The sequence below is a fragment of the Luteibacter sp. P1_D3 genome (genome assembly GCF_056406135.1).
On sequence record NZ_JBFUAT010000033.1, the window covers coordinates 26,695 to 49,102 of the forward strand.

Sequence of the window (22,408 nt, forward strand, 5' to 3'; positions counted from 1 at the left end):
CCCGCCGGACGCCTCACCGCGTCAGCCGGAGGGAATCACCATGACCGAGCCGATGCGGACGTTGTCATCGTTCATCTTGTTGGCCATCTTCAGCGCGCCCACGGACACGCCGTACTGGCTGGCGATGCCCGTGAGAGTCTCACCCCGGTTGACCCGGTGCAGGTCGCGCACGTTGTCATCGGCGCGGCCGTTCGACGCCTTCGCTGACGTAGCCGGGGGGTCGGCCCTGGCCAGGGTCTTGCGGGACGGCGTAGCGCGCGTGGCGGCTTTCACCGCGTCCGACGCGACCGCACCGGCATCGGCCGCGACCGCCGGGGCGGCCGGCGCGGACGCCGCGGTGCTGGCCAGCGAGCTACCGTTGCGGCGTGCCGCCTGGGCGGCAAACCACGTGCCCGGCGGCGGCATCGATTCAAAATAATTGCGCACACCGCCGAGGACGGCCGTGGCCAGTTCGCGGCGATGACCGTCGTCACGCAGGCGGGTTTCTTCCGCCGGATTGGTGATGAAGGCGGTCTCGACCAGGATGGAGGGAACGTCCGGCGAGCGCAGCACGACGAAGTTGGCGCGCTCGACATAGCCGCGGTGCGTCGGGCCCAGGCGACCCAGTGCCTTGAGTACGTTGCCGGCAATGGATTCGCTGGCCTGCATGGCGTAGCCCTGCTGGAGGTCCAGCAGGACGGCAGCAAGACTGTCGTCCTTGTCGTCGAGCGAGACGCCGCCGACCAGATCGGCGCGGTTTTCGCGATCGGCCAGCCAGCGGGAGGCCTCGCTGGTCTTGCCACGCGGCGACAGCACCCAGACGGAGGAGCCCTTGGCGTCGCCGTTCTTGAAAGCGTCGGCATGGATCGACACGAACATGTCCGCGTTGTGCTCGCGCGCGATTTCGTAGCGCCGCTTCAACGGAATGAAATAGTCGCCGTTGCGCGTCAGCACGGCCTGCATGCCGGGCTGGCGGTTGATCTGGTCGGCCAGCTCGCGGGCCACCTGGAGGGTGACGTCCTTCTCTCGAAGGCCGGTCGCGCCTTTGGCGCCCGGATCTTCGCCGCCGTGGCCGGCGTCGATGGCGACCACGACCTTGCGGTCGCCGGTCGGCAGCATGGGAGGCTTGCCCGACGGCACGGACTTGCCACGCGAGCCGCGGCTACCGCGTGCCGGGAGGGGCGCCTGCGTCGGCGCGGATGCCTCGGCATCGTCGTCGTTGCCCGCTGCCGCGATGGACGGCGCGTCGTGGTCGGCGGCCGGGGGTGGGTTGTCACCCGGATCGCTCTGCCCACCCGGATAGAGATCCAACACCAGGCGATAGCCGTAATCGCCGGCCGGCTTGAGCAGGAAGCTCTTCGGCTTCGCCTTGGGATCGACCGTCGCGACCAGCCGCGCCGAGCCACCCTGCTTGCTCACGCTCATCGATTTGAACAGGCCTTGTCCGCCCGGCGCCGAAAAATCACCCGTCACCGAGCTACCCGCGATGTCCAGCACAACGCTGCCGGGCACGTCGCCCTGCGACATCTGGTAGGCGGCCGGTCCGGACAGATCGAAGACCACGCGGGTGTATTCCGGACCCGCCCAGGCACGGGCGGCCTTCACGTCGGCAGCCGAAACGGCGACAGCCGTCAGCGTCGCGACGGCGGTCACGCACGCAAGCAGGCCAAGTTTGATAGTCAKTCCCCTCATACGGCCCGGATTGAACTGCAAGCGCCCGACGATTGCAAGACGTTTTCCCTTGATAATCCATAACCTGCGAAACCTTCGTCAACTGGCGTACAGGAATGCGCCGCAAGCGACAGGCCGTCGCATGCCTGGAAACCCCTGTTTTCTGGGGTAAATGGCGCGGGCAGGGGACGACGGCGCACGCTAGGCCTGATCTGACGGGATCCGGGTCAGCGCGGCGACGATCCGTTCGCCCGCGGGCGACTTGGGCTCGAGGCGGACAGCCCTGCCTGGCCCTTCGTGGCGAAAACTCAAGGCCAGGTCCACCGGCGGCAAGGCACCGGCACCGCGTTCCGGCCATTCCACCAGGACGATGGCGCCCGGCTCCGCCAGGCTGTCCAGGCCCAGCCACTCCAGCTCGCCGGGGTCAGCGATGCGATAGAGATCCAGATGGAACGCCTGCCGCTCGCCTAGCTCGTAGCCCTCGACGAGGCTGTAGGTCGGGCTCTTGACGCGTTCGCCGACACCGAGCGCCTTGAGAAAGGCGCGGGCAAAGGTGGTCTTGCCGGCGCCAAGGTCGCCATGGAGGAACGCGACGAGGCCGTCGGCATGGAGCACGCCTGCCAGCCGGCGACCCAGCGCCATGGTGGCGTCCTCGTCCGCGAGGATCAGCTCGGCGACGGCGCTCATGCGTCCAGCCCATTGACGAGGCGGCGCAGGGGCTCGAGCAGGTCGCCGGCAAGCAGGCCCCGCTCCCCGTCCCGCGCGGCAACGTCGCCAGCCCGGGCATGCAGGCCCACGCCGAGGCAGGCTGCTTCAAAGGCGTTACACCCCTGCCCCAACAACGCCGCGATGATCCCGGTGAGGGTGTCACCCATGCCGCCACTGGCCATGCCCGGATTGCCCCAGGGGCAGACGGCGATCTCGCCGGCCGGCGAGGCGATGAGGCTGCCGTTGCCCTTGAGCACGACGACCGCCTGGAAGCGCCTGGCCATCTCTCGCACGGCAGCGAAGCGATCCGCCTGCACGGCTTTCGTGTCGATACCCAGCAAACGCCCCGCCTCGCCGGGATGCGGCGTCAGCACGACCGTCCCGGGCAGGGACCGTTCTTCGGCATGGAGCAGGTTCAGGCCATCGGCATCGAGAACGGTCGGCAGATCGGCGTCGAGCGCGGTCGTCCACAGCGCATGCCCCCAGGCGGCCTGGCCGAGGCCGGGACCGAGCGCGAGCACCGAGGCCTTTGCCAGCATGGGTTGCAGGGCCTGCGGACCGTTGACGCCATGCGCCATCAGCTCCGGCCGCGCGGCATTCATGGCCAGGACGTTCTCGTCGCGGGTGGCGACACTGACCAGACCGGCGCCCGTGCGCAGCGCGGCCTCGGCAGCCATGCGCACCGCCCCGCCGGTACCGTGATCACCACCGATGGCGAGCACGTGGCCGTTCGTTCCCTTGTTCGACTCGCGCGGCCGCGACGGGAGGTGTCCGGGAAGCAACAGGTGCGCATCCGGCGTTCCAAACAGGGAATCCGGAAGCCCGAGGGTATGCAGCGCAATGTCGCCGGCGACTTCGCAATGAAACGTATGCAATCCGCGTTTGTGCACGATGAACGTGGCAGTCGCCGTCGCGCGGATCGCCACACCGGGCGTGGCACCCGTGTCAGCGGAAAGACCCGAGGGAAGATCGAGCGCGAGGACGGGCGCGCCATACGCGTTCATGGCCTCGATCGCCCGATGAGCCTCACCATCCGGCGCCCGGTTCAGGCCGGTGCCGTAGATCGCGTCGACCAGCACCTCAGCGGGCGGAAGTGTCGCCCAGGTCGCCAGGGAAGCCGGCTCGCCGCCCGCCGCGACGAACGTGTCGCGCGCCTTGATCGCATCGTCGCCCCGGGGTTCTCCCAGCGCGATCAGATCGACCTCCAGCCCGGCGGCAAGTGCGTCACGGGCCAGCAGATAGCCATCGCCGCCGTTGTTGCCCGCACCGCAGACTACCCGCAGTCGCTCGGCGACCGGCCAGCGTTCGTGCAGCATGGCGAAAGCCGCCGCTGCCGCCCGTGCCATCAGCTCGAATCCCGGGATGCCGAGCTCGGCCGTCGCGCGCTGGTCGATCGCGCGGGCCTGCGCTGAAGTGAAGAGAGCGGTGCCGAGCTTGGGTGCGGTCATCGGGGGATTATAGAAGGGGCAAGTAGAATGCACGTATGTCCGCCCCACCCTCCATCGACTACGCCACCCTCGCCACCGACATCAAGGCGTGGGCGCGTGAACTCGGATTCGCCGATGTCGGCATCTCAGGCACCGACCTCGGCAACGACGAGGCCTACCTGGAGCGCTGGCTGGCGGACGGCCATCACGGCGAGATGGAATACATGTCGCGTCACGGAACACGTCGCAGCCGTCCCGCCGAACTCGAGCCCGGCACCCTGCGCGTGGTCTCCGTCCGCATGGATTACATCCCACCCGGCACCGCGAATGCGTGGGACGTGATCAACGATGGCGACAAGGCCTACGTGGCTCGCTACGCACTCGGCCGCGACTATCACAAGGTCATGCGCAACCGCCTGCAGAAGCTCGCCGCGCGCATCGGCGAGCGCATCGGCGACTTCGGTTACCGCGCGTACGTCGACTCCGCCCCGGTGCTCGAAAAAGCCCTCGCCCGTAACGCCGGCCTCGGCTGGATCGGCAAGCATACCGTCGTGATCAACAAGCGCGCCGGCTCGTATTTCTTCCTCGGCGAGCTGTACACCGATCTCCCGTTGCCGGTCGACGCGCCCGCCACCGCGCATTGCGGCAGCTGCCGCCGCTGCATCGATATCTGCCCCACCCAGGCGATCGTCGCGCCGTACCGCCTCGACGCACGTCGGTGCATCTCCTACCTCACTATCGAACTGAAGGGCAGCATCCCTGAAGAACTACGCGCGCCCATCGGCAACCGCATCTTCGGTTGCGACGATTGCCAGCTGATCTGCCCCTGGAACAAGTTCGCGCAAGAAGCGACCGAGCCCGACTTCGCACCACGTCACAGCCTGGATGGACCGAAGCTGGTGGATCTCTTCGCGTGGACCGAAGCAGAGTTCCTGTCCCGCACCGAAGGCATGGCGATTCGCCGTACGGGCTACGAAGGCTGGCTGCGTAACCTCGCCGTTGGCCTGGGCAACGCACCGACAAGCGACGAGATTCTTGCGGCATTGGACGCGCGCGCGAACGACCCTTCCGACATCGTTCGCGAACACGTCGCGTGGGCCCTTGCGCAACACGCGTTGCGCGTTCGCTCGTAGGGCTCGTAGCGCTCGCGCGTGGCGAGGGTCGCGGCCGGGTTGGCCCTCGGGCCGCCGGCGCAGCTCTTCGAGGCGGGCCGTAGGTGATGCGTTCGCTCCGCCCGTTAACTGAGCGGCCCTCAGCTCATGCGGCCCCAAGGGCCAACCCGACCGCGACACCACACACTGAGGTTTCGTGACGCAAAAGCGCACCGCCGCTTTGCGCGTCATCGTTCGACGGGCGATGGGCTGCGCCATGTASGAGCCGCTTCAGCGGCGAACCCTCAGGCTCTCACGCCTTCGAGTGAGGCCTTGTATTGCCCGGGCGAGCGGTTCAACAGCCTGCACGATGGAGACAAAGCTTCATTCGCGACGCCAACGCTGAGGGTTCGCCGATGAATCGGCTCCTACGACAGCGCCGCCGCGAAGTTGCTGGCGGTGTGCTCGACCGCACGCAGCGTCAGTGTGTGGTGGCGCGAGGCGGCAACGCCGCTAAGACATGAGCCGCACCGCGGCTAACCGCATAAAAAAAGCCCGGCGCGAGGCCGGGCTTGGCTAGAACATGTGTAAAGCAATCAAACCATGCCACCCGACTTCCGCACGATCAGCATCGCCATTTCCAGCGATTGTTCGTAGTTCAGGCGTGGATCGACCATCGAGCGGTACGCACGGTCGAGATCGCCCTCGACGAGATCGCGGGCGCCGCCGAGACACTCGGTGACATCCTCACCCGTGAGTTCCAGATGCACGCCACCCAGACGGGTTCCCGCGGCCGCGTGGATGTCGAAGGCCTGGTCGAGTTCGCCGGCGATATTCGCGAAGCGACGGGTCTTGTAGCCGTTGGTCGTGCTCTCGGTGTTGCCATGCATGGGATCGGCGACCCAGAGCACGCGGCGCCCTTCCCGCTTCACGGCTTCGAGCAGCGGCTGCAGGTGCGTGCCGATCTTGTCGTTGCCCATGCGGTGAATCAGGGTCAGGCGACCGGGCTCTTCGTTTGGATTCAGCACGTCGATCAGGCGGAGCAGATCGTCCGCCTGCACCGTCGGGCCGACCTTCACCGCGATGGGATTGCGGATGCCGCGGAAATATTCGGTATGCGCACCGTCGAGTGCCGCGGTGCGCATGCCGATCCATGGGAAATGCGTCGACAGGTTGAACCAGCCGTCCTGGCGAGGAACCTGACGCGTGAGCGCTTCTTCGTAATGCAGCAGGAGCGCTTCGTGCGAGGTATAGAAATCAACGCGCGAGTAGCTGGAGATCGACTGACCCGCGAGCGTTTCCATGAAGCGCAGCGAATCGCCGATGCTGGCGACCATGCGACGGTATTCGGCGGCCAGCGGCGAATGCTCGACCCAAGCGAGATCCCAGTATTCGGGGTGGTGCAGGTCGGCGAAGCCGCCGTCGATGAGCGCGCGCACGAAGTTCATCGTCATCGCTGACCGCGCGTGCGCCTTGATCAGGCGATTCGGATCCGCGCGGCGGGCTTCCGGGGTGAATTCCGGGCTATTGACCAGGTCACCACGGAACGCCGGCAAGGTGACGCCGTCGCGCGTTTCGCTATCGGCCGAACGCGGCTTCGCGTACTGCCCGGCGAACCGGCCCACGCGGAGCACGGGCTTTTTCAGGCCATGGACGAGCACGAGGCTCATCTGCAGCAGCACCTTCAGGCGGTTCGAAATGATCGGGCTGTTGCAGTCCGCAAAGCTCTCGGCGCAGTCGCCGCCCTGAAGCAGGAAACGCTCGCCGTCCTGCGCCTCGGCGATGCGCTGCTTGAGGGCGAGGATTTCCCAGGAGGTGACCAGCGGAGGCAGCTGACCGAGCTGCTCCAGCGCCCGGTTGAGCTCCTCGGCGTCGTTGTATGTCGGCTGCTGGAGGGCGGTCCTCGACCGCCACGAACCCGGCGCCCAGTCAAGGGACGAGGGTGCTACGGCTTTGAGGGAGTGCTGCATGACGGCGGTGCCTTCGTGGTTGCGCCTTGCTTGGCGCGGGGGAATCAACGGACGGTGCGACGGACGGCCACGAGGGCCCAGATCGTCAGCACGATGAACCAGAACAGCGTCCAGCCGGGCATGGGAATGCCGAGGATCGGTTCGATCTTCGCGCACTCACCGGAACCGGTGAACGCAAGCTTCAACATTTTGGTGAACGGAAACGCATCGAACAGGTAACCCAGACCAGGCCCACACGCAGGCACGTCGGCCGCCGGGAGCGACTGCAGCCAGAGATGGCGGCCTGCCGTGGCGATACCCCAGAGACCGCCCAGCGTGATCAGTAACGCGTAGATACCTCGTGTCCCGACCTTACGGGGCGCGTGGAGGCCGCCGACCAGGAAGAACACGCCCATGGTGCATACCGCAATGCGCTGGAAGATGCACAGCGGGCACGGATCCAGGTGCATGACGTACTGCGCATAGAGCGCGAAAGCCATGAGAGCGACACAGACGACGAAACCAGCGAGGTAGCGACCGCGGAACGAGAGGTTCATAGGGGCGATATGGGGTGGGGAACCCCCACGTTAACCCGTTGTGCACATGCTTGTCAGCAAGCACGTAAAGTTTCTTTTGTAACCAAGGATCAAGGGCTTGCGTAAGAATTGTCGCAGTACGCCGGTCGCAGGACCCCAAACGAAAAAACCCCGGCAGGGAGACCCTGCCGGGGTTCGTTCGAAACAGCCGGTTAAGGCTTATTCGGCGTCGACTGCTTCGGCGCGAGCCGGGCGGTCAACCAGTTCGACGTAGGCCATCGGAGCGTGGTCGCCCGGGCGGAAGCCGCACTTGAGGATACGCAGGTAACCACCGGGACGCTCGCGGTAGCGAGGACCCAGCTCGACGAAGAGCTTGCCGACGGCCTCTTTATCGCGCAGACGCGCGAAAGCGAGACGACGGTTGGCAACGCCATCGGTCTTGGCGAGCGTGATGAGCGGCTCGGCGACGCGACGGAGTTCCTTCGCCTTGGGAAGGGTGGTGCGGATAAGCTCGTGCTTGATCAGCGACGAAGCCATGTTCTTGAACATCGCTTCGCGGTGGCTGCTCGTGCGGTTGAGCTTGCGACCGGATTTCTGGTGGCGCATGGCGTTTACTCTCTAAGGTCTGTTGTTATGAAAAGCCGTCGGAATGATGCGGCTTCCCGCGGTTACCCGCTGATGCAAGGCTGTAAGAACGCCTCGCTATAAGAGCACGGCCTCTTTGGACCGCTTTGGAATTCCGGAGGAAATGCGCGAGGCATCCGCCGGATGGCGCAAAAGATCGGGGCGACCGAAAAGCGGTCGCCCCGTTTTAATCAGCCCAGCTGCATACCGTGGGAAAGCCCCGGCGGCGGCCAGTTTTCGAGCTTCATGCCGAGGGCGAGACCACGCCCACCCAGAACATCCTTGATTTCCGTCAGCGACTTCTTGCCAAGGTTCGGCGTCTTCAACAGCTCGACTTCGGTCTTCTGGACCAGGTCGCCGATGTAGTAGATGCTTTCGGCCTTGAGGCAGTTCGCCGAACGGACCGTCAGTTCGAGATCGTCGATCGGACGCAGCAGGAGCGGATCGAACCCGCCCTTCTCCGCCTTGGTCGAATCGCTCTCGCGGCGCGAGAAATCGCCGAAAACCGACAGCTGGTCGTTGATGATTTCAGCTGCCTTGCGGACAGCGTCTTCAGCACCGATCGTGCCGTTCGTCTCGATATCGAGCACGAGCTTATCGAGGTTGGTGCGCTGCTCGACACGAGCGGCGTCCACTTCGTAAGCCACGCGCAGGACCGGCGCGAACGACGCGTCGAGCTGCAGACGGCCGATCGGCCGCGTCTCATCATCCGGATGCTGGCGCGCGCTGGCCGGCTGATAGCCGACGCCACGACGCACCTTCAGGCGCATGTTCAGTGCCACATCCTTGGTGAGGTGGCAGATCACATGCTCGGGGTTGACGATTTCTACGGAGTGATCAACCGCGATGTCGCCTGCGGTGACCACGCCCTTGCCCTTCTTCGACAGCGTCAGGGTGACTTCGTCACCACTGTGCTGGCGGATGGCAACATCCTTGAGGTTGAGCAGGACTTCAATCACGTCCTCCTGCAGACCCTCAAGCGTGGTGTATTCGTGCAGCACGCCGTCGATTTCGACCTCGACGATGGCGCTGCCCGGGATCGAAGAGAGCAGCACGCGACGCAGCGCGTTGCCCAGGGTGTGACCAAAGCCACGCTCGAGCGGCTCGACCACCACCTTAGCGCGGTTCGCTCCAAGCTGCTCGACGCTGAGGCCACGAGGCCGCAGCACACTAGTTGACGAAACTGCCATGCAAGGCTCCGGTGAATTACTTCGAGTAAAGCTCGACGATCAGGGCTTCGTTGATGTCGGCCGGCAGGTCACCGCGATCCGGCACAGCCTTGAACGTGCCTGCGAACTTCTTGCTGTCGACCTCGACCCACGACGGACGAAGGTCCATCGTGTCAAAGACCGTCGCCGCTTCCTGGACGCGCAGCTGACCGCGAGCCTTCTCGGTCAGCGAGACTTCGTCACCCGGACGGACATGGTAGGAAGGCACGTTGACCTTCTTGCCATTGACCGTCACGGACTTGTGAGCCACGAGCTGACGAGCCTGGGCGCGGGTAACCGCGAAACCCATGCGGAACACGACGTTGTCGAGACGGCTTTCCAGCAGGCGCAGCAGGTTTTCACCCGTATTGCCCTTCTGGGTCGAAGCCTTGGTGTAGTAGTTGCTGAACTGACGCTCGAGCACACCGTAGATGCGCTTGACCTTCTGCTTTTCACGCAGCTGGACGGCGTAGTCGGACAGACGGGCGCGCTTGTTTGCGCCATGCTGACCGGGTTTGTTTTCGAGCTTGCACTTGGAATCAAGCGCGCGGGCCGGGCTCTTCAGACCGAGGTCGGCACCTTCACGACGCGCAAGTTTGCAGGTAGCTCCACGATAACGGGCCATGGGTATGCTCCTTAGACGCGACGCTTCTTGGGGGGACGGCAGCCGTTATGCGGAATCGGCGTGACGTCAATAATGTTGAGCACTTTGTAGCCCAACGCATTCAGCGAACGCACGGCCGACTCACGGCCCGGGCCGGGGCCCTTGATGCGAACTTCCACGGTCTTCACACCGTAGTCGCCAGCAGCGCGGCCAGCCTTTTCGGCTGCCACCTGAGCGGCGAACGGGGTCGACTTACGGGAACCGCGGAAACCCGCGCCACCCGCCGTCGCCCACGACAGGGCGTTGCCCTGGCGATCGGTGATCGTGACGATGGTGTTGTTGAAAGAAGCCTGCACGTGGGCCACGGCATCCGTGACGACGCGCTTGATCTTCTTCTTGGTTTTAACCGGCTTAGCCATAATCGGTATCCGTTACTTCTTGATCGGACGACGCGGACCCTTACGGGTACGGGCGTTGGTACGCGTGCGCTGGCCGCGCACCGGCAGGCCGCGACGGTGGCGCAGGCCACGATAGCAACCGAGGTCCATCAGACGCTTGACCGCCATACCGATCTCGCGGCGAAGATCGCCCTCGACCGTGTACTTGGCGATCTCGGCGCGGATCTTCTCGACCTCACCTTCGCTAAGCGACTTGATGGGAGTGGTCGGAACCACACCCGAGTCGACGCAAACCTTCTTCGCCCGCGAACGGCCGATTCCATAAATGCTCTGCAGGCCGACCCAGACATGCTTCTGGACTGGCAAATTGACACCCGCGATGCGCGCCATGATGTACTGTCTCCGATGCGTTTCGTGCGCGGTAAACGCGCAATTCTAACCTGAATTAACCTAAACGGGAAGTCCTGCGGCGCTGGGCGCCAAGGCCTCCCCTACTTGGGGATCTCCGCTGCGTCTCAGCTGCGGCGGAGATTGGACTTCTTGAGCAGACTCTCGTACTGGTGGCTGACGAGATGGGCCTGGACCTGAGCCGTAAAGTCCATCACCACCACCACCACGATCAGCAGCGAAGTGCCGCCGAAATAGAACGGGACGTGCCAGGCGTTCTGCATGAACGTGGGCACCAGGCAGACCAGGACGATGTAAACCGCGCCAACACCGGTAAGCCGGGTCATGACGCCATCGATATAGTCTGCCGTGGCGCGACCCGGACGGATGCCCGGAATCAACGCGCCCGAACGCTTGAGGTTATCGGCCGTTTCCTGCGAGTTGAACACGATCGCCGTATAGAAGAAGGCGAACCCGATCACCAGCACCGCGAACACGATGTCGTGCACCGGCTCACCCGGGCTCAGCGCCGTGGTCAACCACTGCAACCAACGCGACTGGTGGGCAGTGCCGAACCAGGTCGCCGCAGTCGCGGGGAAGAGCAAGAGGCTGGTCGCGAAGATCGGCGGAATGACACCCGCCATATTGATCTTCAGCGGCAGGTGCGAAGTCTGGCGCTGGAACTGGCGCTGACTACCCTGCTTCGCGTAGTTCACGGTGATACGCCGTTGAGCGCGCTCCATGAACACCACGAAAGCGGTTACCGCCAGGATCAGCGCGGTCACCATGAGCAGCTTCAGAACCGACAGCTCTCCGTTGTTCGCCATGGTCAGCGTGTGCGCGATGGCACCCGGGAGACCGGCCACGATACCGGCGAAGATCAGCATCGAAATGCCGTTGCCGATACCACGCTCCGTGATCTGCTCGCCGAGCCACATCAGGAACATCGTGCCGGCGGTGAGGCCGACCACGGATGCCATGACGAAGCCCGCACCGGGCATATAGACCACCGGACCGCTCGCGCCGACCTGCTTCTGCAGGGCGACAGCGATGCCGAACGCCTGGAATGCCGCCAGGCCAACCGTGCCGAAGCGCGTGTACATGGTCATCTTGCGACGACCCGACTCGCCTTCCTTGCGCAGAGCCATGAGCGACGGAATGACCGAGCCCATCATCTGCACCACGATCGACGCCGAGATATACGGCACCACACCGAGAGCGAACACCGAGAAGCGGGAAAGCGAGCCGCCCGAGAACATGTTGACCATGTTCAGCAGACCGCCACCACCCTCAACCAGGCTGGTCATCGCCTCGGGGTTCACGCCCGGAACGGGAATGAACGAACCGAGGCGGAAGACCACCAGCGCACCAATCAGGAAAAAGATGCGCTGACGAAGTTCCGTCAGTTTGCCCAGCGAGCCGAGCGTTGTGCCCTGCGCTGCTGCCACCTGATTACTCCACGCTGCCGCCGGCGGCTTCGATAGCCGCCTTGGCGCCGGCCGTCGCAAGCACGCCCGAAAGCTTGATCGCGCGGGTGATTTCACCCTTCAGGACGATCTTGACCTTCTTCGCGCGGCTGGTCACGAGACCGGCGGCGTGAAGCGTGATCAGATCGATCGTGTCGGCCTTGATGGCAGCCAGCTGGTACAGACGCACTTCTTCAGTGTCGCGCTTCTTCAGGGAGCGGAAGCCCACCTTCGGAAGACGACGCTGCAGCGGCATCTGGCCGCCTTCGAAGCCGTAACGGTGCGTGTTACCGGCACGAGCGTGCTGACCCTTATGGCCGCGGCCGGCGGTCTTGCCGAGGCCGGAACCGATACCGCGGGCGACGCGGGTGCGGGACTTGCGGGCGCCCTTACCGGGACGTAGATCGTTAAGACGCATGATTCTTACTCCTCGACCCGAACCAGGTAGTAGACCTTATTGATAAGGCCACGGACCTGCGGGCTATCCTTCAGTTCGCGCACATCGTTGATGTGGCTCAGGCCCAGGGCCTTCACGCTCAGACGATGACGACCCTGCACACCGCGCAGGCCCTTGACCAGGCGGACGCGGACGGTACCGCCAGCGGCGGTTTCGGTGTTCTTAGCCATTGCCGAGGACCTCTTCGATCGTCTTGCCACGCTTGGCGGCGATGCGCTTCGGCGAAGCGACGGCCTGCAGACCCTTGATCGTCGCGCGGACGAGGTTGATCGGGTTGCGCGAGCCGACGGCCTTGGCGAGCACGTCCTTCACACCGACCACTTCGAGAACAGCGCGCATGGCGCCGCCGGCGATGACGCCGGTACCCTGGGAAGCAGGCTGCATGTAGACGCGAGCCGCACCGTGGTTGGCCTTGATGGCGTACCACAGCGTGCCCTGGTTCAGTTCAATCGTGACCATGTTGCGGCGGGCGCGTTCCATGGCCTTGGAAATGGCGACCGGCACTTCACGTGCCTTGCCATAACCAAAACCGACGCGGCCTTCGCCATCACCAACAACGGTCAGCGCGGTAAAGCTCATCTGGCGGCCACCCTTGACGGTCTTGGCCACGCGGTTGACGGCGATAAGCTTTTCAAGCATGCCGTCCGAATTTTCGCGATCTGTCGAGGACATCTCTTTTCCTGATAGCCCGGAATGATAGTTAGCCGGGACTTCTGTTTACGGCTCGGTCGCCGCTTGGAGTTGTAGGAGCTAAATCGGGCGGCACCGGCCCCGAAGGACCGATGCCGTCGCCTGACGCCTCTTAGAACTTGAGGCCGGCTTCACGGGCTGCATCGGCGAGAGCCTTGATGCGACCGTGGTAGCGGAAGCCCGAGCGGTCGAACGCGACAGCTTCGATACCGGCGGCCTTGGCGCGCTCGGCAACGATGCGGCCGACCGTGGTGGCGGCTTCCATGTTCTTCGTACCCTTCAGACCCTCGGCAACCGCGGACTGCACGGTCGAGGCGGCTGCCACGACGGTACCGTTCGGTGCGAAGACCTGGGCGTAGATGTGCTGACCGGTGCGGTGCACGCTCAGGCGGTGGACCGCGAGCTCACGGATGTGAGAGCGGGTCGACTTGGCGCGGCGCAGGCGGGAATCGTTCTTGTTCATCGTATTACTCCAGAAAGCGGATAGACCGATTAGGCCTTCTTGGCTTCCTTCAGGATGATCTTCTCGCCCGCGTAACGGACGCCCTTGCCCTTGTAAGGCTCCGGCGAACGGAAAGCACGGATCTTCGCCGCCGTCTGACCGACGAGCTGCTTGTCAGCGCCCTTGATCAGGATTTCGGTCTGCGTCGGGACTTCGATGGTGATGCCTTCCGGCGCCTCGAAGACGACCGGATGCGAGAAACCGAGCGACAGGTTGACGGCCTTGCCGGCGAGCTGTGCGCGATAACCCACGCCGACCAGCTCGAGCTTCTTCTCGAAGCCGGCGGTGACACCCTGAACCATGTTGGCGACGACGGCGCGAGCCGTGCCACCGAACTTGTCGTCGGCGCCATCAGCGAGGACGACCGTGGCGACGCCATTTTCCTGCTGGAACGAAACGCCCGGCAGTTCATGGGTCGTCAGCGTGCCCTTCGGGCCCTTGACGGAGACGGTACCGTTGGCGATCGAGATCTCGACGCCCTTCGGCAGATTGATAGGCAACTTGGCTACACGTGACATACGGGACTCCTTACGCCACCTGGCCGATGACTTCGCCGCCAAGACCCTTAGCACGGGCCTGAGCGTCGGTCAGGAGACCGGCGGAAGTCGAGATGATGGAGATGCCCAGGCCGCCGAGGACCTTCGGCAGCTCGTCCTTACCACGATAGACGCGGAGACCGGAACGGCTGACACGGGAGATGGTTTCGATAGCCGGAAGGCCTTCGAAGTACTTCAGCTTGATCTCGAGGACCGGCTTGCCAGCTTCATCAGCGGCACGGGCGTCGAGGATATAACCCTCTTTCTGCAGGAGCTGCGCGAGGGCCAGCTTCATTTTCGACGACGGCATACGAACAACCGCTTTGCCAGATGCCTGGCCATTACGGATGCGCGTAAACAGATCGGCGATGGGATCAGTCATGCTCATAAGAAAACCCTTGAGAGTGCACCGATATCCGAATTACCGGAAATCTTCAAATTGTAAAGCCGACAGAAGTCGGTCTGCGTTGCGCAGACCGACGACTATAACAGCTTGCCCCGCCGATGGCGAGTTTTTTACCAGCTAGCCTTACGCAGGCCCGGCACATCGCCGCGCATGGTGGCTTCACGAAGCTTGTTGCGACCAAGGCCGAACTTGCTGTAGACGCCACGCGGGCGGCCGGTCAGGGYGCAGCGGTTACGCTGGCGCGCCGGGCTGGCATCACGCGGGAGCTTCTGCAGCTTCGTCTGGGCTTCCATCTTCTCCTCGTAGGAGGCGGTGGAGCTCAGGACGATCGCCTTCAGTTCGGCACGCTTGGTGGCGAACTTCTTGACGAGCTTGGTGCGCTTAACATCGCGCTGGATCATCGAGGTCTTAGCCATGTTCTACCTGTAATCAGTTGCGGAACGGGAAGCTGAACGCTTCCAGCAGCGCCTTGGCTTCTTCGTCGGTCTTGGCGGTGGTGGTGATGGAGATATCCATACCGCGCAGCGCATCAACCTGATCGAAGTCGATTTCCGGGAAAATGATCTGTTCCTTGATGCCGAAGTTGTAGTTACCACGGCCATCGAAAGCACGGCCCGAGACACCACGGAAGTCGCGCGTACGCGGCAGCGAGATGTTGATCAGGCGATCCAGGAATTCCCACATCTGGGCACGACGCAGCGTGACCTTGCAACCGATCGGCCAACCGTCGCGGATCTTGAACGAAGCGACCGACACGCGGGCCTTCGTCGTGATCGGCTTCTGGCCGGCGATCTTGGTCATATCAGCGACCGCGTTCTCGAGGATCTTCTTGTTACCGGCGGCTTCGCCGACGCCCATGTTGAGCGTGATCTTCGAGATGCGGGGGACTTCCATGACGTTCTGGTAACCGAAGCGCTCAGTGAGCTTCGACATTACCGACTCTTTGTAAAACGTTTCAAGGCGGGTCATGACTTCGGTTCCTTACGCGTCGACCACTTCGCCAGAACGGAACACGCGCACCTTGCGCCCGTCCTCGAGCGTCTTGGTGCCAGCGCGCTCGCCCTTATTGGTGGCGGAGTTGAAGAGCTGTACGTTGGAGATATGGATCGAAGCTTCACGCTCGACGATTCCACCCGGCTGGTTGGCCTGGGGATTCGGCTTGGTGTGACGCTTGACGAGGTTGACGTTCGAGACGACAACGCGCTCTCCGTCAACACGCAGCACGTCACCGCGCTGTCCCTTGTTTTTACCGGTGATGACGACGACGTTATCACCCTTGCGGATACGGTTCATGGTCTGGCCTCCGCTCAGAGCACTTCGGGCGCGAGCGAGACGATCTTCATGAACTTCTCGGTGCGCAGCTCGCGGGTAACCGGCCCGAAAATACGGGTACCGATCGGCTCGAGCTTGTTGTTGAGGAGGACGGCTGCGTTACCGTCGAAACGGATCACGGAACCATCGGCGCGGCGGACACCCTTGGCGGTACGAACCACCACGGCGTTGTACACCTCACCCTTCTTGACCTTACCGCGAGGAATGGCGTCCTTGATGGTCACCTTGATCACATCACCGACGCTGGCGTAACGGCGCTTCGAGCCGCCCAGCACCTTGATGCACATCATTTCCTTCGCGCCGCTGTTATCGGCTGCAGCAAGCGAGCTCTGTACCTGAATCATGGCAGCTCTCCTTAGACTTCAGCGCGCGTGACGATTTCGACCACGCGGTGATGCTTGGTCTTCGACAGCGGACGGCATTCCGCGATGCGCACCAGGTCACCTTCGTTCGCACCGGTCTCATCATGTGCGTGAAGCTTCGTGGAGCGACGGATGATCTTGCCGAGCAGCGGATGCTGCACCTGGCGCTCGATCAGCACGGTCACGGTCTGGTTCATTTTGTTGCTGATGACGCGACCCGTAAGGGTGCGCGCGGCTTTTGTGTTATCGCTCATGTCCGCCGTCCTTACTTCTTAGCGCCGAGCACGAACTTCGTGCGGGCGATGTCACGCCGAACGCGGCGCAGCTGGTGCGGCTGGGTGAGCTGACCGGAGCCTTTCTGCATGCGCAGATTGAACTGCTCCTTGCGAAGGTCCAGCAGATCCTGCTTGAGCTCGTCCGCCGACTTCTGGTTGATATCTTTGCTGGCCATTACATCACCGCCCTGGAGACGAACTGAGTCTGCACGGACAGCTTGGCAGCTGCCAGGCGGAACGCTTCGCGGGCCGTCGTCTCGTCGACACCTTCGATTTCATAAAGCATGCGACCGGGCTGGATCGGAGCGACCCAGAACTCGACGCTACCCTTACCTGCACCCATTCGAACTTCGATGGGCTTGCGGGTGATCGGCTTGTCCGGGAACACGCGGATCCAGAGCTTGCCGCCACGCTTGACGAAGCGCGTGATGCAACGACGGGCCGCTTCGATCTGACGTGCGGTCAACTGACCGTGCGTCGTCGCCTTGAGGCCGTACTCGCCGAAGCTCACGAGGTTGGAATTGAATGCAAGGCCGTCATTACGACCCTTATGCATCTTGCGGTACTTGGTACGCTTAGGTTGCAACATGGCAACGCTCCTTACTTGGCCGTCCGCTCGCGGCGGTTTTCACCACCATCGCGGCGCGACTGCTGAGGCTGCTGTTCTTCCTTCGACTCGGCGGTAGCTGCTGCCAGATCGAAGATCTCGCCCTTATAGACCCATACCTTGACACCGATGATGCCGTACTGGGTCTTGGCTTCGGCGGTGCCGTAGTCGATGTCCGCACGCAGGGTATGCAGCGGAACACGACCTTCACGGGCCCACTCGGAGCGAGCGATCTCGGCGCCATTCAGACGGCCGGAAACGTTGATCTTGATGCCCAGGGCACCGAGGCGCATCGCATTACCGACCGAGCGCTTCATGGCACGGCGGAACATGATGCGACGCTCGAGCTGCTGAGCGATCGATTCAGCGACGAGCTGGGCGTCGAGCTCCGGCTTACGGACTTCGCTGACGTTGATGTGCGTCGGAACGCCCATCATGTCGGTGACTTCCTTACGCAGCTTCTCGATGTCCTCACCCTTCTTGCCGATCACCACGCCCGGACGGGCGGTGTGAATCGTCACGCGGGCGGTCTTGGCCGGGCGCTCGATCTGGATCTTCGAGATACCGGCGGCGGCGAGCTTCTTGCGGAGCATCTCGCGGACCTTGAGGTCAGCTGCGAGATAGACCGCATATTCGCCCTTATTGGCGTACCACTTCGAGTTCCAGTCCTTGGCAATGCCGAGGCGGATACCGGTGGGATGTACTTTATGACCCATCGTGTCTTACCCCAGTCAGTTGCCAACAACCACAGTAACGTGGCTGGTGCGCTTCAGGATGCGCGAACCGCGGCCTTTGGCGCGGGCGTACATACGCTTCATGGCCGGACCTTCGTCGACGAAGATGCGGACGACCTTCAGCTCGTCCACGTCGGCGCCGAGATTGTTTTCGGCGTTGGCGACGGCGGAGAGCAGCACCTTGCGAACAAGGTGTGCGGCCTTCTTGTTGGTAAAGGCGAGCACGTCGCTGGCTCGGCCCACGGGCATACCGCGGACCAGGTCAGCCACCAGGCGTGCCTTCTGCGCCGAAATGCGGGCGCTGCGCAGGATCGCTTTGGCTTCAGTGCTCATCACTTGCCCTTCTTGTCGCCGGCGTGGCCCTTGTACGTGCGGGTCACCGCGAACTCGCCGAGCTTATGCCCGACCATGTTCTCGTTGATCAACACAGGCACGTGCTGGCGGCCGTTGTGGATGGCGATGGTCAGACCGACCATCTCCGGCAGGATCATCGAACGACGCGACCAGGTCTTGATCGGACGCTTGTTATTGGCGGAAACGGCGGCTTCCACCTTTTTCACGAGGTGCAGGTCGACGAACGGACCTTTTTTTAGAGAGCGCGGCATGATCGTTTCCTAATTACTTGCGACGACGCACGATGAACTGCTGGGTGCGCTTGTTGTTACGCGTCTTGTAACCCTTGGTCGGGGTACCCCACGGGCTGACCGGGTGACGGCCGCCAGAGGTCTTACCTTCACCACCGCCATGCGGATGGTCGACCGGGTTCATCACCACGCCGCGAACCGTCGGACGGATACCCGCCCAGCGCTTCTTACCGGCCTTGCCGAGCTTGCGCAGGCTGTGCTCCGAGTTGCCGACTTCACCGATGGTGGCGCGGCATTCAACGGGGACGCGACGCATTTCGCCGGAGCGAAGACGCAGCGTTGCATAACCCTGCTCGCGAGCGACCAGCTGGACCGATGCACCGGCGGAACGCGCGATCTGCGCACCCTTGCCCGGCTTCATTTCGATGCAGTGGATCGTCGAACCGACCGGGATCGAACGAAGCGGCAGGCAGTTGCCCGGCTTGATCGGGGAGTCGGAGCCCGACACGAGACGGTCGCCCACCGCCACGCCCTTCGGCGCGATGATGTAGCGGCGCTCGCCGTCGGCGTAGCACAGGAGCGCGATGTGCGCCGTGCGGTTCGGATCGTATTCAAGACGCTCGACAACGGCGGCAATGCCTTCCTTGTCGCGCTTGAAATCGATGATGCGGTACGCCTGCTTATGACCGCCGCCGCGATGACGCGTGGTGATGCGACCGTAGTGGTTGCGGCCACCCGTCTTCGACTGCGATTCGGTCAGGGGCGCGTAAGGTGCGCCCTTGTGCAGACCTTCGGTCCGCACGCTGACAGCGTCGCGGCGTCCCGGGGAGGTCGGCTTGTGAGTGATCAGTGCCATCTCAATTCAACTCCTGGCTCAGGCCTTGGCCGACACGTCGATCGTGTGACCGTCGGCGAGGCGCACGTAGGCCTTACGCTTGCCCTGGCGGTTGCCAGTGCGAAAGCGGAACGACTTGACCTTGCCCTTTGTGTTCACGAGGTTCACGTCCACGACTTTGACGTCGAAGAGGTGTTCCACCGCTGCACGGACATCGGCCTTGGTCGCCTCAGGCGCCACGACGAATACGTACTGGTTGTTCTCAGCGAGGCGAGCCGACTTCTCAGAGATGTGCGGCGCGCGAAGCGTATTGAGCGTGCGTTCGGTGCTCATGCGAGCCACTCCTCGACTTTCTTGACCGCGTCCACCGTCATGACGACGAAGTCGCTACCGACGAGGCTGACCGGATTCAGGGCCAGAACGTCGACGACGTGGATGTACGGAATATTGCGGGCGGACAGGTAGAGCGCTTCGGTGGCGTCTTCCGACACCAGCAGCACACGACCCTTGACCTCGAGCTCGGCGAGCTTGGCGATCATGCCCTTGGTGCTCGGGGCGTCGATCGACAGTTCGGAGACGACCTTCAGGCGACCCTGACGGGTCAGCTCGGCAACGATCGAACGGATCGCGACACGATAAGCCTTGCGGTTGACCTTCTGCTCGAAGCTACGCGGCTTGGCCGCGAACGTCACACCACCACCGACGAAGATCGGAGCGCGGTAGTCGCCGTGGCGAGCACCGCCGCCCTTCTGCTTCTTGAACTTCTTGGTCGTACCGGACATCTGACCGCGAGACAGCTGAGCCTTCGTACCGGCACGGCCAGCCGCCTGATAGGCGGTGACGACCTGGTGCACGAGGGCCTTCTTGTACTCGCCGCCGAACACTTCGTCCGACACGGTGAGCGCCTTGGCGCCAATAACGTTGAGTTCCATGGCGTCTCTCCTCAGCCCTTGGTCGTCGGACGAATCACGACGTCACCGCCCGGCGCGCCAGGGACTGCGCCCTTGACTGCGATCAGGTGGCGCTCGGCGTCGACCTTGACAACTTCGAGACCCTGCTGGGTGCGGTTGACCGCGCCCATGTGGCCCGACATCTTCTTACCAGGAAACACGCGACCCGGCGTCTGGCGCTGACCGATCGAGCCAGGGGCGCGATGCGACAGCGAGTTACCGTGCGTAGCATCGCCCATCTTGAAATGGTGACGCTTGATGGTGCCCTGGAAACCCTTACCCTTCGACACGCCTGCGACGTCGACCGTCTGACCGACGGTGAACACGTCGTCAGCCTTGATCTCGGTGCCGATCGCGTACTTGCCTGCGTCTTCCGCGGACACGCGGAATTCCCACAGACCGCGACCCGGCTCAACCTTGGCCTTGGCGTAATGACCCTTTGCGGGGCCCGTCAGAAGCGACGCACGCTTGGCACCGGTCGTAACCTGCACCGCGCTGTAGCCGTCGTTCTCTTCGGTCTTCACCTGCGTCACACGATTCGGGGTCGCTTCAATCAGCGTCACCGGAATCGAGCGGCCGTCTTCGGTGAAGAGCCGGCTCATGCCGCATTTGCGGCCAACCAGTCCGATACTCATCTTCGTATCCTTTATTCCGCTCAGCCGAGCTTGATCTGCACGTCAACGCCAGCCGCAAGATCGAGCTTCATGAGCGCGTCCACGGTTTTGTCGTTGGGGTCGATGATGTCAAGAACGCGCTTGTGAGTACGGGTTTCGTACTGGTCGCGGGCATCTTTATCGACGTGCGGCGACACCAGAATGGTGTAGCGCTCAATCTTGGTCGGCAGGGGGATCGGGCCGAGGACCGTGGCGCCAGTGCGCTTAGCCGTCTCGACGATCTCGCTGGCCGAACGATCGATCAGACGATGATCGAACGCCTTGAGCCGAATGCGAATCTTTTGGTTCGCCATAAAAACCGTGTCCTGTTATCGAAAGAACGTTCTTGTGATTCGGAATGGCTTCTCGCCACCCCGCACAACCCAATTACCTAACTACGGGTGCCGCAACGGGCCACCCTGGAACGGTAAAACCGTCCGGAATGACCCGAAAAAGTCAGGCAGACCGAGTTATCGGCCTGCCCAGACAGAAAAGTATAGAATACACAACGATATGGGTCAACAGAGCTTCCGCTCCGTGGCCCGTTGGCACTCTATCCGGCATCCTTGCCTGCGAACTCGAAGCACATTCCATGCACCTCATTTCGCTGTGTGTCGGCGCTCTCGAAGGGCACTCGACGGATATAACCCGACGAATATATCTGGTCCCGAGAAAAAAGGGAAGCCTTTTTCCATAAACCGTGTAGGAGCCGATTCATCGGCGAAAAGCCAACAAGGCGGTTTAGCCGAAAACCCCCTACCCCGAAACCCATCCATCGACCGTTAAGCGTTGCCGTAACCTGGTTATCGCCGATGAATCGGCTCCTACCGAGCCGAGCGCCTCGAGGCCAAAAAAAACGGAGACCCGAAGGCCTCCGCTTTTTCGATACCCGGGCAGGTCACCCTGCCCTGGCGATCTTCTTACTTGTTGATCTTCGCCACGACGCCGGCGCCGACGGTACGACCGCCTTCGCGGATCGCGAAGCGCAGGCCTTCGTCCATGGCGATCGGGAAGCCCAGCGTGACATTGATCTTCACGTTGTCACCCGGCATCACCATCTCGACGCCTTCCGGCAGCTTGATCGAACCGGTCACGTCCGTGGTACGGAAGTAGAACTGCGGGCGATAGTTGCTGAAGAACGGCGTGTGACGGCCACCCTCGTCCTTCGACAGGATGTACACCTCACCCTCGAACTCGGTGTGCGGCGTGACCGACTTCGGAGCAGCCAGGACCTGGCCACGCTCGACGTCTTCACGCTTCAGACCGCGGACCAGCACGCCGACGTTGTCACCGGCCTGACCCTGGTCGAGCAGCTTGCGGAACATTTCCACGCCCGTGACGGTCGTCTGCTGGGTGTCCTTCAGGCCAACCACTTCGGCCGCATCACCCACCTTGACGATACCGCGCTCGACGCGACCGGTCAGCACCGTACCGCGA

34 protein-coding genes are annotated in these 22,408 nt (G+C 63.2%); 1 reads left to right on the forward strand and 33 read right to left on the reverse strand.

Features of this window, described 5'->3' with window-relative positions; genetic code table 11:
* Positions 1–21: 21 nt before the first annotated feature.
* From AC1DYM_RS18340 to AC1DYM_RS18350, 3 genes are all read right to left on the reverse strand, one after another.
* Positions 22–1,671: an N-acetylmuramoyl-L-alanine amidase gene (locus AC1DYM_RS18340; RefSeq protein WP_477340785.1), complete on the reverse strand. Its 1,650-nt coding sequence runs from the start codon at positions 1,669–1,671 to the stop codon at positions 22–24.
* Between the two features lie 180 nt (positions 1,672–1,851).
* A complete protein-coding gene (tsaE, locus tag AC1DYM_RS18345) occupies positions 1,852–2,337 on the reverse strand; it encodes a tRNA (adenosine(37)-N6)-threonylcarbamoyltransferase complex ATPase subunit type 1 TsaE (RefSeq protein ID WP_477340787.1) in 486 nt (161 codons plus the stop codon).
* Positions 2,334–3,806, reverse strand: a complete 1,473-nt coding sequence (locus tag AC1DYM_RS18350; RefSeq protein WP_477340788.1) for an NAD(P)H-hydrate dehydratase — start codon at positions 3,804–3,806, stop codon at positions 2,334–2,336. Before AC1DYM_RS18350 ends, tsaE begins: the two co-directional genes overlap by 4 nt.
* A gap of 35 nt (positions 3,807–3,841) precedes the next feature.
* On the opposite strand from AC1DYM_RS18350, the gene queG reads away from it, so the two are divergent.
* Positions 3,842–4,918, forward strand: a complete 1,077-nt coding sequence (gene queG / locus AC1DYM_RS18355; RefSeq protein WP_477340790.1) for a tRNA epoxyqueuosine(34) reductase QueG — start codon at positions 3,842–3,844, stop codon at positions 4,916–4,918.
* A 554-nt stretch (positions 4,919–5,472) separates the two neighbouring features.
* Here the strand turns inward: queG and AC1DYM_RS18360 are convergent.
* The 30 genes from AC1DYM_RS18360 to AC1DYM_RS18505 form a co-directional block, all read right to left on the reverse strand.
* Positions 5,473–6,846: a class II 3-deoxy-7-phosphoheptulonate synthase gene (locus AC1DYM_RS18360; protein WP_046967231.1), complete on the reverse strand. Its 1,374-nt coding sequence runs from the start codon at positions 6,844–6,846 to the stop codon at positions 5,473–5,475.
* Positions 6,847–6,890: 44 nt separating this feature from the next.
* On the reverse strand, positions 6,891–7,382 hold the full coding sequence (locus AC1DYM_RS18365) for a disulfide bond formation protein B (protein WP_477340793.1): 492 nt from the start codon (positions 7,380–7,382) through the stop codon (positions 6,891–6,893).
* Positions 7,383–7,580: 198 nt separating this feature from the next.
* The gene (rplQ, locus tag AC1DYM_RS18370; RefSeq protein WP_046967233.1) at positions 7,581–7,967 is read right to left on the reverse strand and encodes a 50S ribosomal protein L17; all 387 of its coding nucleotides are present in this window, start codon (positions 7,965–7,967) and stop codon (positions 7,581–7,583) included.
* A gap of 209 nt (positions 7,968–8,176) precedes the next feature.
* Positions 8,177–9,175 carry a DNA-directed RNA polymerase subunit alpha gene (locus AC1DYM_RS18375; protein ID WP_046967234.1) on the reverse strand — a complete coding sequence of 333 codons (999 nt, stop codon included), beginning with the start codon at positions 9,173–9,175 and terminating at the stop codon, positions 8,177–8,179.
* Positions 9,176–9,191: 16 nt separating this feature from the next.
* Positions 9,192–9,818 carry a 30S ribosomal protein S4 gene (gene rpsD, locus AC1DYM_RS18380; protein WP_046967235.1) on the reverse strand — a complete coding sequence of 209 codons (627 nt, stop codon included), beginning with the start codon at positions 9,816–9,818 and terminating at the stop codon, positions 9,192–9,194.
* An 11-nt stretch (positions 9,819–9,829) separates the two neighbouring features.
* Positions 9,830–10,216, reverse strand: coding sequence for a 30S ribosomal protein S11 (gene rpsK / locus AC1DYM_RS18385; RefSeq protein ID WP_007513384.1), 387 nt, complete (start codon positions 10,214–10,216; stop codon positions 9,830–9,832).
* 12 nt (positions 10,217–10,228) lie between these two features.
* Complete coding sequence (rpsM, locus tag AC1DYM_RS18390; RefSeq protein WP_046967236.1) at positions 10,229–10,585, reverse strand: 30S ribosomal protein S13; 357 nt, start codon at positions 10,583–10,585, stop codon at positions 10,229–10,231.
* Between the two features lie 125 nt (positions 10,586–10,710).
* Positions 10,711–12,030 carry a preprotein translocase subunit SecY gene (gene secY, locus AC1DYM_RS18395; protein ID WP_046967237.1) on the reverse strand — a complete coding sequence of 440 codons (1,320 nt, stop codon included), beginning with the start codon at positions 12,028–12,030 and terminating at the stop codon, positions 10,711–10,713.
* Between the two features lie 4 nt (positions 12,031–12,034).
* Positions 12,035–12,466: a 50S ribosomal protein L15 gene (gene rplO, locus AC1DYM_RS18400; protein WP_046967238.1), complete on the reverse strand. Its 432-nt coding sequence runs from the start codon at positions 12,464–12,466 to the stop codon at positions 12,035–12,037.
* A gap of 5 nt (positions 12,467–12,471) precedes the next feature.
* The gene (gene rpmD, locus AC1DYM_RS18405; RefSeq protein ID WP_063570890.1) at positions 12,472–12,675 is read right to left on the reverse strand and encodes a 50S ribosomal protein L30; all 204 of its coding nucleotides are present in this window, start codon (positions 12,673–12,675) and stop codon (positions 12,472–12,474) included.
* Complete coding sequence (rpsE, locus tag AC1DYM_RS18410; RefSeq protein ID WP_046967240.1) at positions 12,668–13,177, reverse strand: 30S ribosomal protein S5; 510 nt, start codon at positions 13,175–13,177, stop codon at positions 12,668–12,670. Before rpsE ends, rpmD begins: the two co-directional genes overlap by 8 nt.
* A 130-nt stretch (positions 13,178–13,307) precedes the next feature.
* A complete protein-coding gene (gene rplR / locus AC1DYM_RS18415; RefSeq protein ID WP_063570889.1) occupies positions 13,308–13,658 on the reverse strand; it encodes a 50S ribosomal protein L18 in 351 nt (116 codons plus the stop codon).
* 29 nt (positions 13,659–13,687) lie between these two features.
* Positions 13,688–14,215, reverse strand: a complete 528-nt coding sequence (gene rplF / locus AC1DYM_RS18420; protein WP_046967242.1) for a 50S ribosomal protein L6 — start codon at positions 14,213–14,215, stop codon at positions 13,688–13,690.
* A 10-nt stretch (positions 14,216–14,225) separates the two neighbouring features.
* Entirely contained in the window at positions 14,226–14,621 is a 396-nt protein-coding gene (rpsH, locus tag AC1DYM_RS18425; RefSeq protein WP_046967243.1) for a 30S ribosomal protein S8, read from the reverse strand.
* A 128-nt stretch (positions 14,622–14,749) separates the two neighbouring features.
* Complete coding sequence (rpsN, locus tag AC1DYM_RS18430; RefSeq protein WP_477340797.1) at positions 14,750–15,055, reverse strand: 30S ribosomal protein S14; 306 nt, start codon at positions 15,053–15,055, stop codon at positions 14,750–14,752.
* A gap of 13 nt (positions 15,056–15,068) precedes the next feature.
* Positions 15,069–15,608, reverse strand: a complete 540-nt coding sequence (gene rplE, locus AC1DYM_RS18435) for a 50S ribosomal protein L5 (protein WP_046967245.1) — start codon at positions 15,606–15,608, stop codon at positions 15,069–15,071.
* 12 nt (positions 15,609–15,620) lie between these two features.
* Complete coding sequence (rplX, locus tag AC1DYM_RS18440) at positions 15,621–15,932, reverse strand: 50S ribosomal protein L24 (RefSeq protein WP_046967246.1); 312 nt, start codon at positions 15,930–15,932, stop codon at positions 15,621–15,623.
* Positions 15,933–15,946: 14 nt separating this feature from the next.
* Entirely contained in the window at positions 15,947–16,315 is a 369-nt protein-coding gene (gene rplN / locus AC1DYM_RS18445; protein ID WP_046967247.1) for a 50S ribosomal protein L14, read from the reverse strand.
* Between the two features lie 11 nt (positions 16,316–16,326).
* The gene (gene rpsQ / locus AC1DYM_RS18450) at positions 16,327–16,587 is read right to left on the reverse strand and encodes a 30S ribosomal protein S17 (protein WP_477340799.1); all 261 of its coding nucleotides are present in this window, start codon (positions 16,585–16,587) and stop codon (positions 16,327–16,329) included.
* Positions 16,588–16,598: 11 nt separating this feature from the next.
* Entirely contained in the window at positions 16,599–16,784 is a 186-nt protein-coding gene (gene rpmC / locus AC1DYM_RS18455; protein ID WP_046967249.1) for a 50S ribosomal protein L29, read from the reverse strand.
* Positions 16,784–17,197 (reverse strand): 50S ribosomal protein L16, encoded by a 414-nt coding sequence (rplP, locus tag AC1DYM_RS18460; protein ID WP_046967250.1) that lies wholly within the window; start codon positions 17,195–17,197, stop codon positions 16,784–16,786. The genes rpmC and rplP overlap by 1 nt, the downstream gene beginning before the upstream one ends.
* Positions 17,198–17,208: 11 nt before the next feature.
* Positions 17,209–17,931, reverse strand: a complete 723-nt coding sequence (gene rpsC, locus AC1DYM_RS18465; protein ID WP_036115478.1) for a 30S ribosomal protein S3 — start codon at positions 17,929–17,931, stop codon at positions 17,209–17,211.
* A 15-nt stretch (positions 17,932–17,946) separates the two neighbouring features.
* Positions 17,947–18,282, reverse strand: a complete 336-nt coding sequence (gene rplV, locus AC1DYM_RS18470) for a 50S ribosomal protein L22 (RefSeq protein WP_046967252.1) — start codon at positions 18,280–18,282, stop codon at positions 17,947–17,949.
* On the reverse strand, positions 18,282–18,554 hold the full coding sequence (gene rpsS / locus AC1DYM_RS18475) for a 30S ribosomal protein S19 (protein WP_029213892.1): 273 nt from the start codon (positions 18,552–18,554) through the stop codon (positions 18,282–18,284). Before rpsS ends, rplV begins: the two co-directional genes overlap by 1 nt.
* A gap of 13 nt (positions 18,555–18,567) precedes the next feature.
* Complete coding sequence (gene rplB / locus AC1DYM_RS18480) at positions 18,568–19,389, reverse strand: 50S ribosomal protein L2 (protein WP_046967253.1); 822 nt, start codon at positions 19,387–19,389, stop codon at positions 18,568–18,570.
* Positions 19,390–19,407: 18 nt separating this feature from the next.
* Positions 19,408–19,701: a 50S ribosomal protein L23 gene (gene rplW, locus AC1DYM_RS18485; RefSeq protein ID WP_046967254.1), complete on the reverse strand. Its 294-nt coding sequence runs from the start codon at positions 19,699–19,701 to the stop codon at positions 19,408–19,410.
* Positions 19,698–20,300, reverse strand: a complete 603-nt coding sequence (rplD, locus tag AC1DYM_RS18490; RefSeq protein ID WP_477340801.1) for a 50S ribosomal protein L4 — start codon at positions 20,298–20,300, stop codon at positions 19,698–19,700. The genes rplW and rplD overlap by 4 nt, the downstream gene beginning before the upstream one ends.
* A gap of 11 nt (positions 20,301–20,311) precedes the next feature.
* Positions 20,312–20,953: a 50S ribosomal protein L3 gene (rplC, locus tag AC1DYM_RS18495; RefSeq protein ID WP_046967256.1), complete on the reverse strand. Its 642-nt coding sequence runs from the start codon at positions 20,951–20,953 to the stop codon at positions 20,312–20,314.
* Between the two features lie 20 nt (positions 20,954–20,973).
* Positions 20,974–21,285, reverse strand: a complete 312-nt coding sequence (rpsJ, locus tag AC1DYM_RS18500) for a 30S ribosomal protein S10 (RefSeq protein WP_036140140.1) — start codon at positions 21,283–21,285, stop codon at positions 20,974–20,976.
* A gap of 606 nt (positions 21,286–21,891) precedes the next feature.
* Positions 21,892–22,408, reverse strand: a 517-nt coding sequence (locus tag AC1DYM_RS18505; protein ID WP_477340803.1) for an EF-Tu C-terminal domain-related protein, incomplete at its 5' end; no start/stop codon positions are given.

Bases quoted from the DNA above. Each gene is read 5' to 3' on its own strand.
- rplQ (WP_046967233.1), bottom strand. From the start codon at position 7,967: ATGCGCCACCAGAAATCCGGTCGCAAGCTCAACCGCACGAGCAGCCAC.
- rplX (WP_046967246.1), bottom strand. From the start codon at position 15,932: ATGAACCGTATCCGCAAGGGTGATAACGTCGTCGTCATCACCGGTAAA.
- rpmC (WP_046967249.1), bottom strand. From the start codon at position 16,784: ATGGCCAGCAAAGATATCAACCAGAAGTCGGCGGACGAGCTCAAGCAG.
- tsaE (WP_477340787.1), bottom strand. From the start codon at position 2,337: ATGAGCGCCGTCGCCGAGCTGATCCTCGCGGACGAGGACGCCACCATG.
- AC1DYM_RS18350 (WP_477340788.1), bottom strand. From the start codon at position 3,806: ATGACCGCACCCAAGCTCGGCACCGCTCTCTTCACTTCAGCGCAGGCC.
- rplP (WP_046967250.1), bottom strand. From the start codon at position 17,197: ATGTTGCAACCTAAGCGTACCAAGTACCGCAAGATGCATAAGGGTCGT.
- AC1DYM_RS18375 (WP_046967234.1), bottom strand. From the start codon at position 9,175: ATGGCAGTTTCGTCAACTAGTGTGCTGCGGCCTCGTGGCCTCAGCGTC.
- rplO (WP_046967238.1), bottom strand. From the start codon at position 12,466: ATGCGTCTTAACGATCTACGTCCCGGTAAGGGCGCCCGCAAGTCCCGC.
- rplR (WP_063570889.1), bottom strand. From the start codon at position 13,658: ATGAACAAGAACGATTCCCGCCTGCGCCGCGCCAAGTCGACCCGCTCT.
- rpsS (WP_029213892.1), bottom strand. From the start codon at position 18,554: ATGCCGCGCTCTCTAAAAAAAGGTCCGTTCGTCGACCTGCACCTCGTG.
- rplN (WP_046967247.1), bottom strand. From the start codon at position 16,315: ATGATTCAGGTACAGAGCTCGCTTGCTGCAGCCGATAACAGCGGCGCG.
- AC1DYM_RS18360 (WP_046967231.1), bottom strand. From the start codon at position 6,846: ATGCAGCACTCCCTCAAAGCCGTAGCACCCTCGTCCCTTGACTGGGCG.
- rpsH (WP_046967243.1), bottom strand. From the start codon at position 14,621: ATGAGCATGACTGATCCCATCGCCGATCTGTTTACGCGCATCCGTAAT.
- rpsD (WP_046967235.1), bottom strand. From the start codon at position 9,818: ATGGCCCGTTATCGTGGAGCTACCTGCAAACTTGCGCGTCGTGAAGGT.
- rplE (WP_046967245.1), bottom strand. From the start codon at position 15,608: ATGACCCGCCTTGAAACGTTTTACAAAGAGTCGGTAATGTCGAAGCTC.
- rplF (WP_046967242.1), bottom strand. From the start codon at position 14,215: ATGTCACGTGTAGCCAAGTTGCCTATCAATCTGCCGAAGGGCGTCGAG.
- rpsQ (WP_477340799.1), bottom strand. From the start codon at position 16,587: ATGAGCGATAACACAAAAGCCGCGCGCACCCTTACGGGTCGCGTCATC.
- rpsK (WP_007513384.1), bottom strand. From the start codon at position 10,216: ATGGCTAAGCCGGTTAAAACCAAGAAGAAGATCAAGCGCGTCGTCACG.
- queG (WP_477340790.1), top strand. From the start codon at position 3,842: ATGTCCGCCCCACCCTCCATCGACTACGCCACCCTCGCCACCGACATC.
- rplD (WP_477340801.1), bottom strand. From the start codon at position 20,300: ATGGAACTCAACGTTATTGGCGCCAAGGCGCTCACCGTGTCGGACGAA.
- rplB (WP_046967253.1), bottom strand. From the start codon at position 19,389: ATGGCACTGATCACTCACAAGCCGACCTCCCCGGGACGCCGCGACGCT.
- rplW (WP_046967254.1), bottom strand. From the start codon at position 19,701: ATGAGCACCGAACGCACGCTCAATACGCTTCGCGCGCCGCACATCTCT.
- rplC (WP_046967256.1), bottom strand. From the start codon at position 20,953: ATGAGTATCGGACTGGTTGGCCGCAAATGCGGCATGAGCCGGCTCTTC.
- rplV (WP_046967252.1), bottom strand. From the start codon at position 18,282: ATGAGCACTGAAGCCAAAGCGATCCTGCGCAGCGCCCGCATTTCGGCG.
- rpsC (WP_036115478.1), bottom strand. From the start codon at position 17,931: ATGGGTCATAAAGTACATCCCACCGGTATCCGCCTCGGCATTGCCAAG.
- rpsE (WP_046967240.1), bottom strand. From the start codon at position 13,177: ATGTCCTCGACAGATCGCGAAAATTCGGACGGCATGCTTGAAAAGCTT.
- AC1DYM_RS18365 (WP_477340793.1), bottom strand. From the start codon at position 7,382: ATGAACCTCTCGTTCCGCGGTCGCTACCTCGCTGGTTTCGTCGTCTGT.
- rpmD (WP_063570890.1), bottom strand. From the start codon at position 12,675: ATGGCTAAGAACACCGAAACCGCCGCTGGCGGTACCGTCCGCGTCCGC.
- rpsJ (WP_036140140.1), bottom strand. From the start codon at position 21,285: ATGGCGAACCAAAAGATTCGCATTCGGCTCAAGGCGTTCGATCATCGT.
- rpsM (WP_046967236.1), bottom strand. From the start codon at position 10,585: ATGGCGCGCATCGCGGGTGTCAATTTGCCAGTCCAGAAGCATGTCTGG.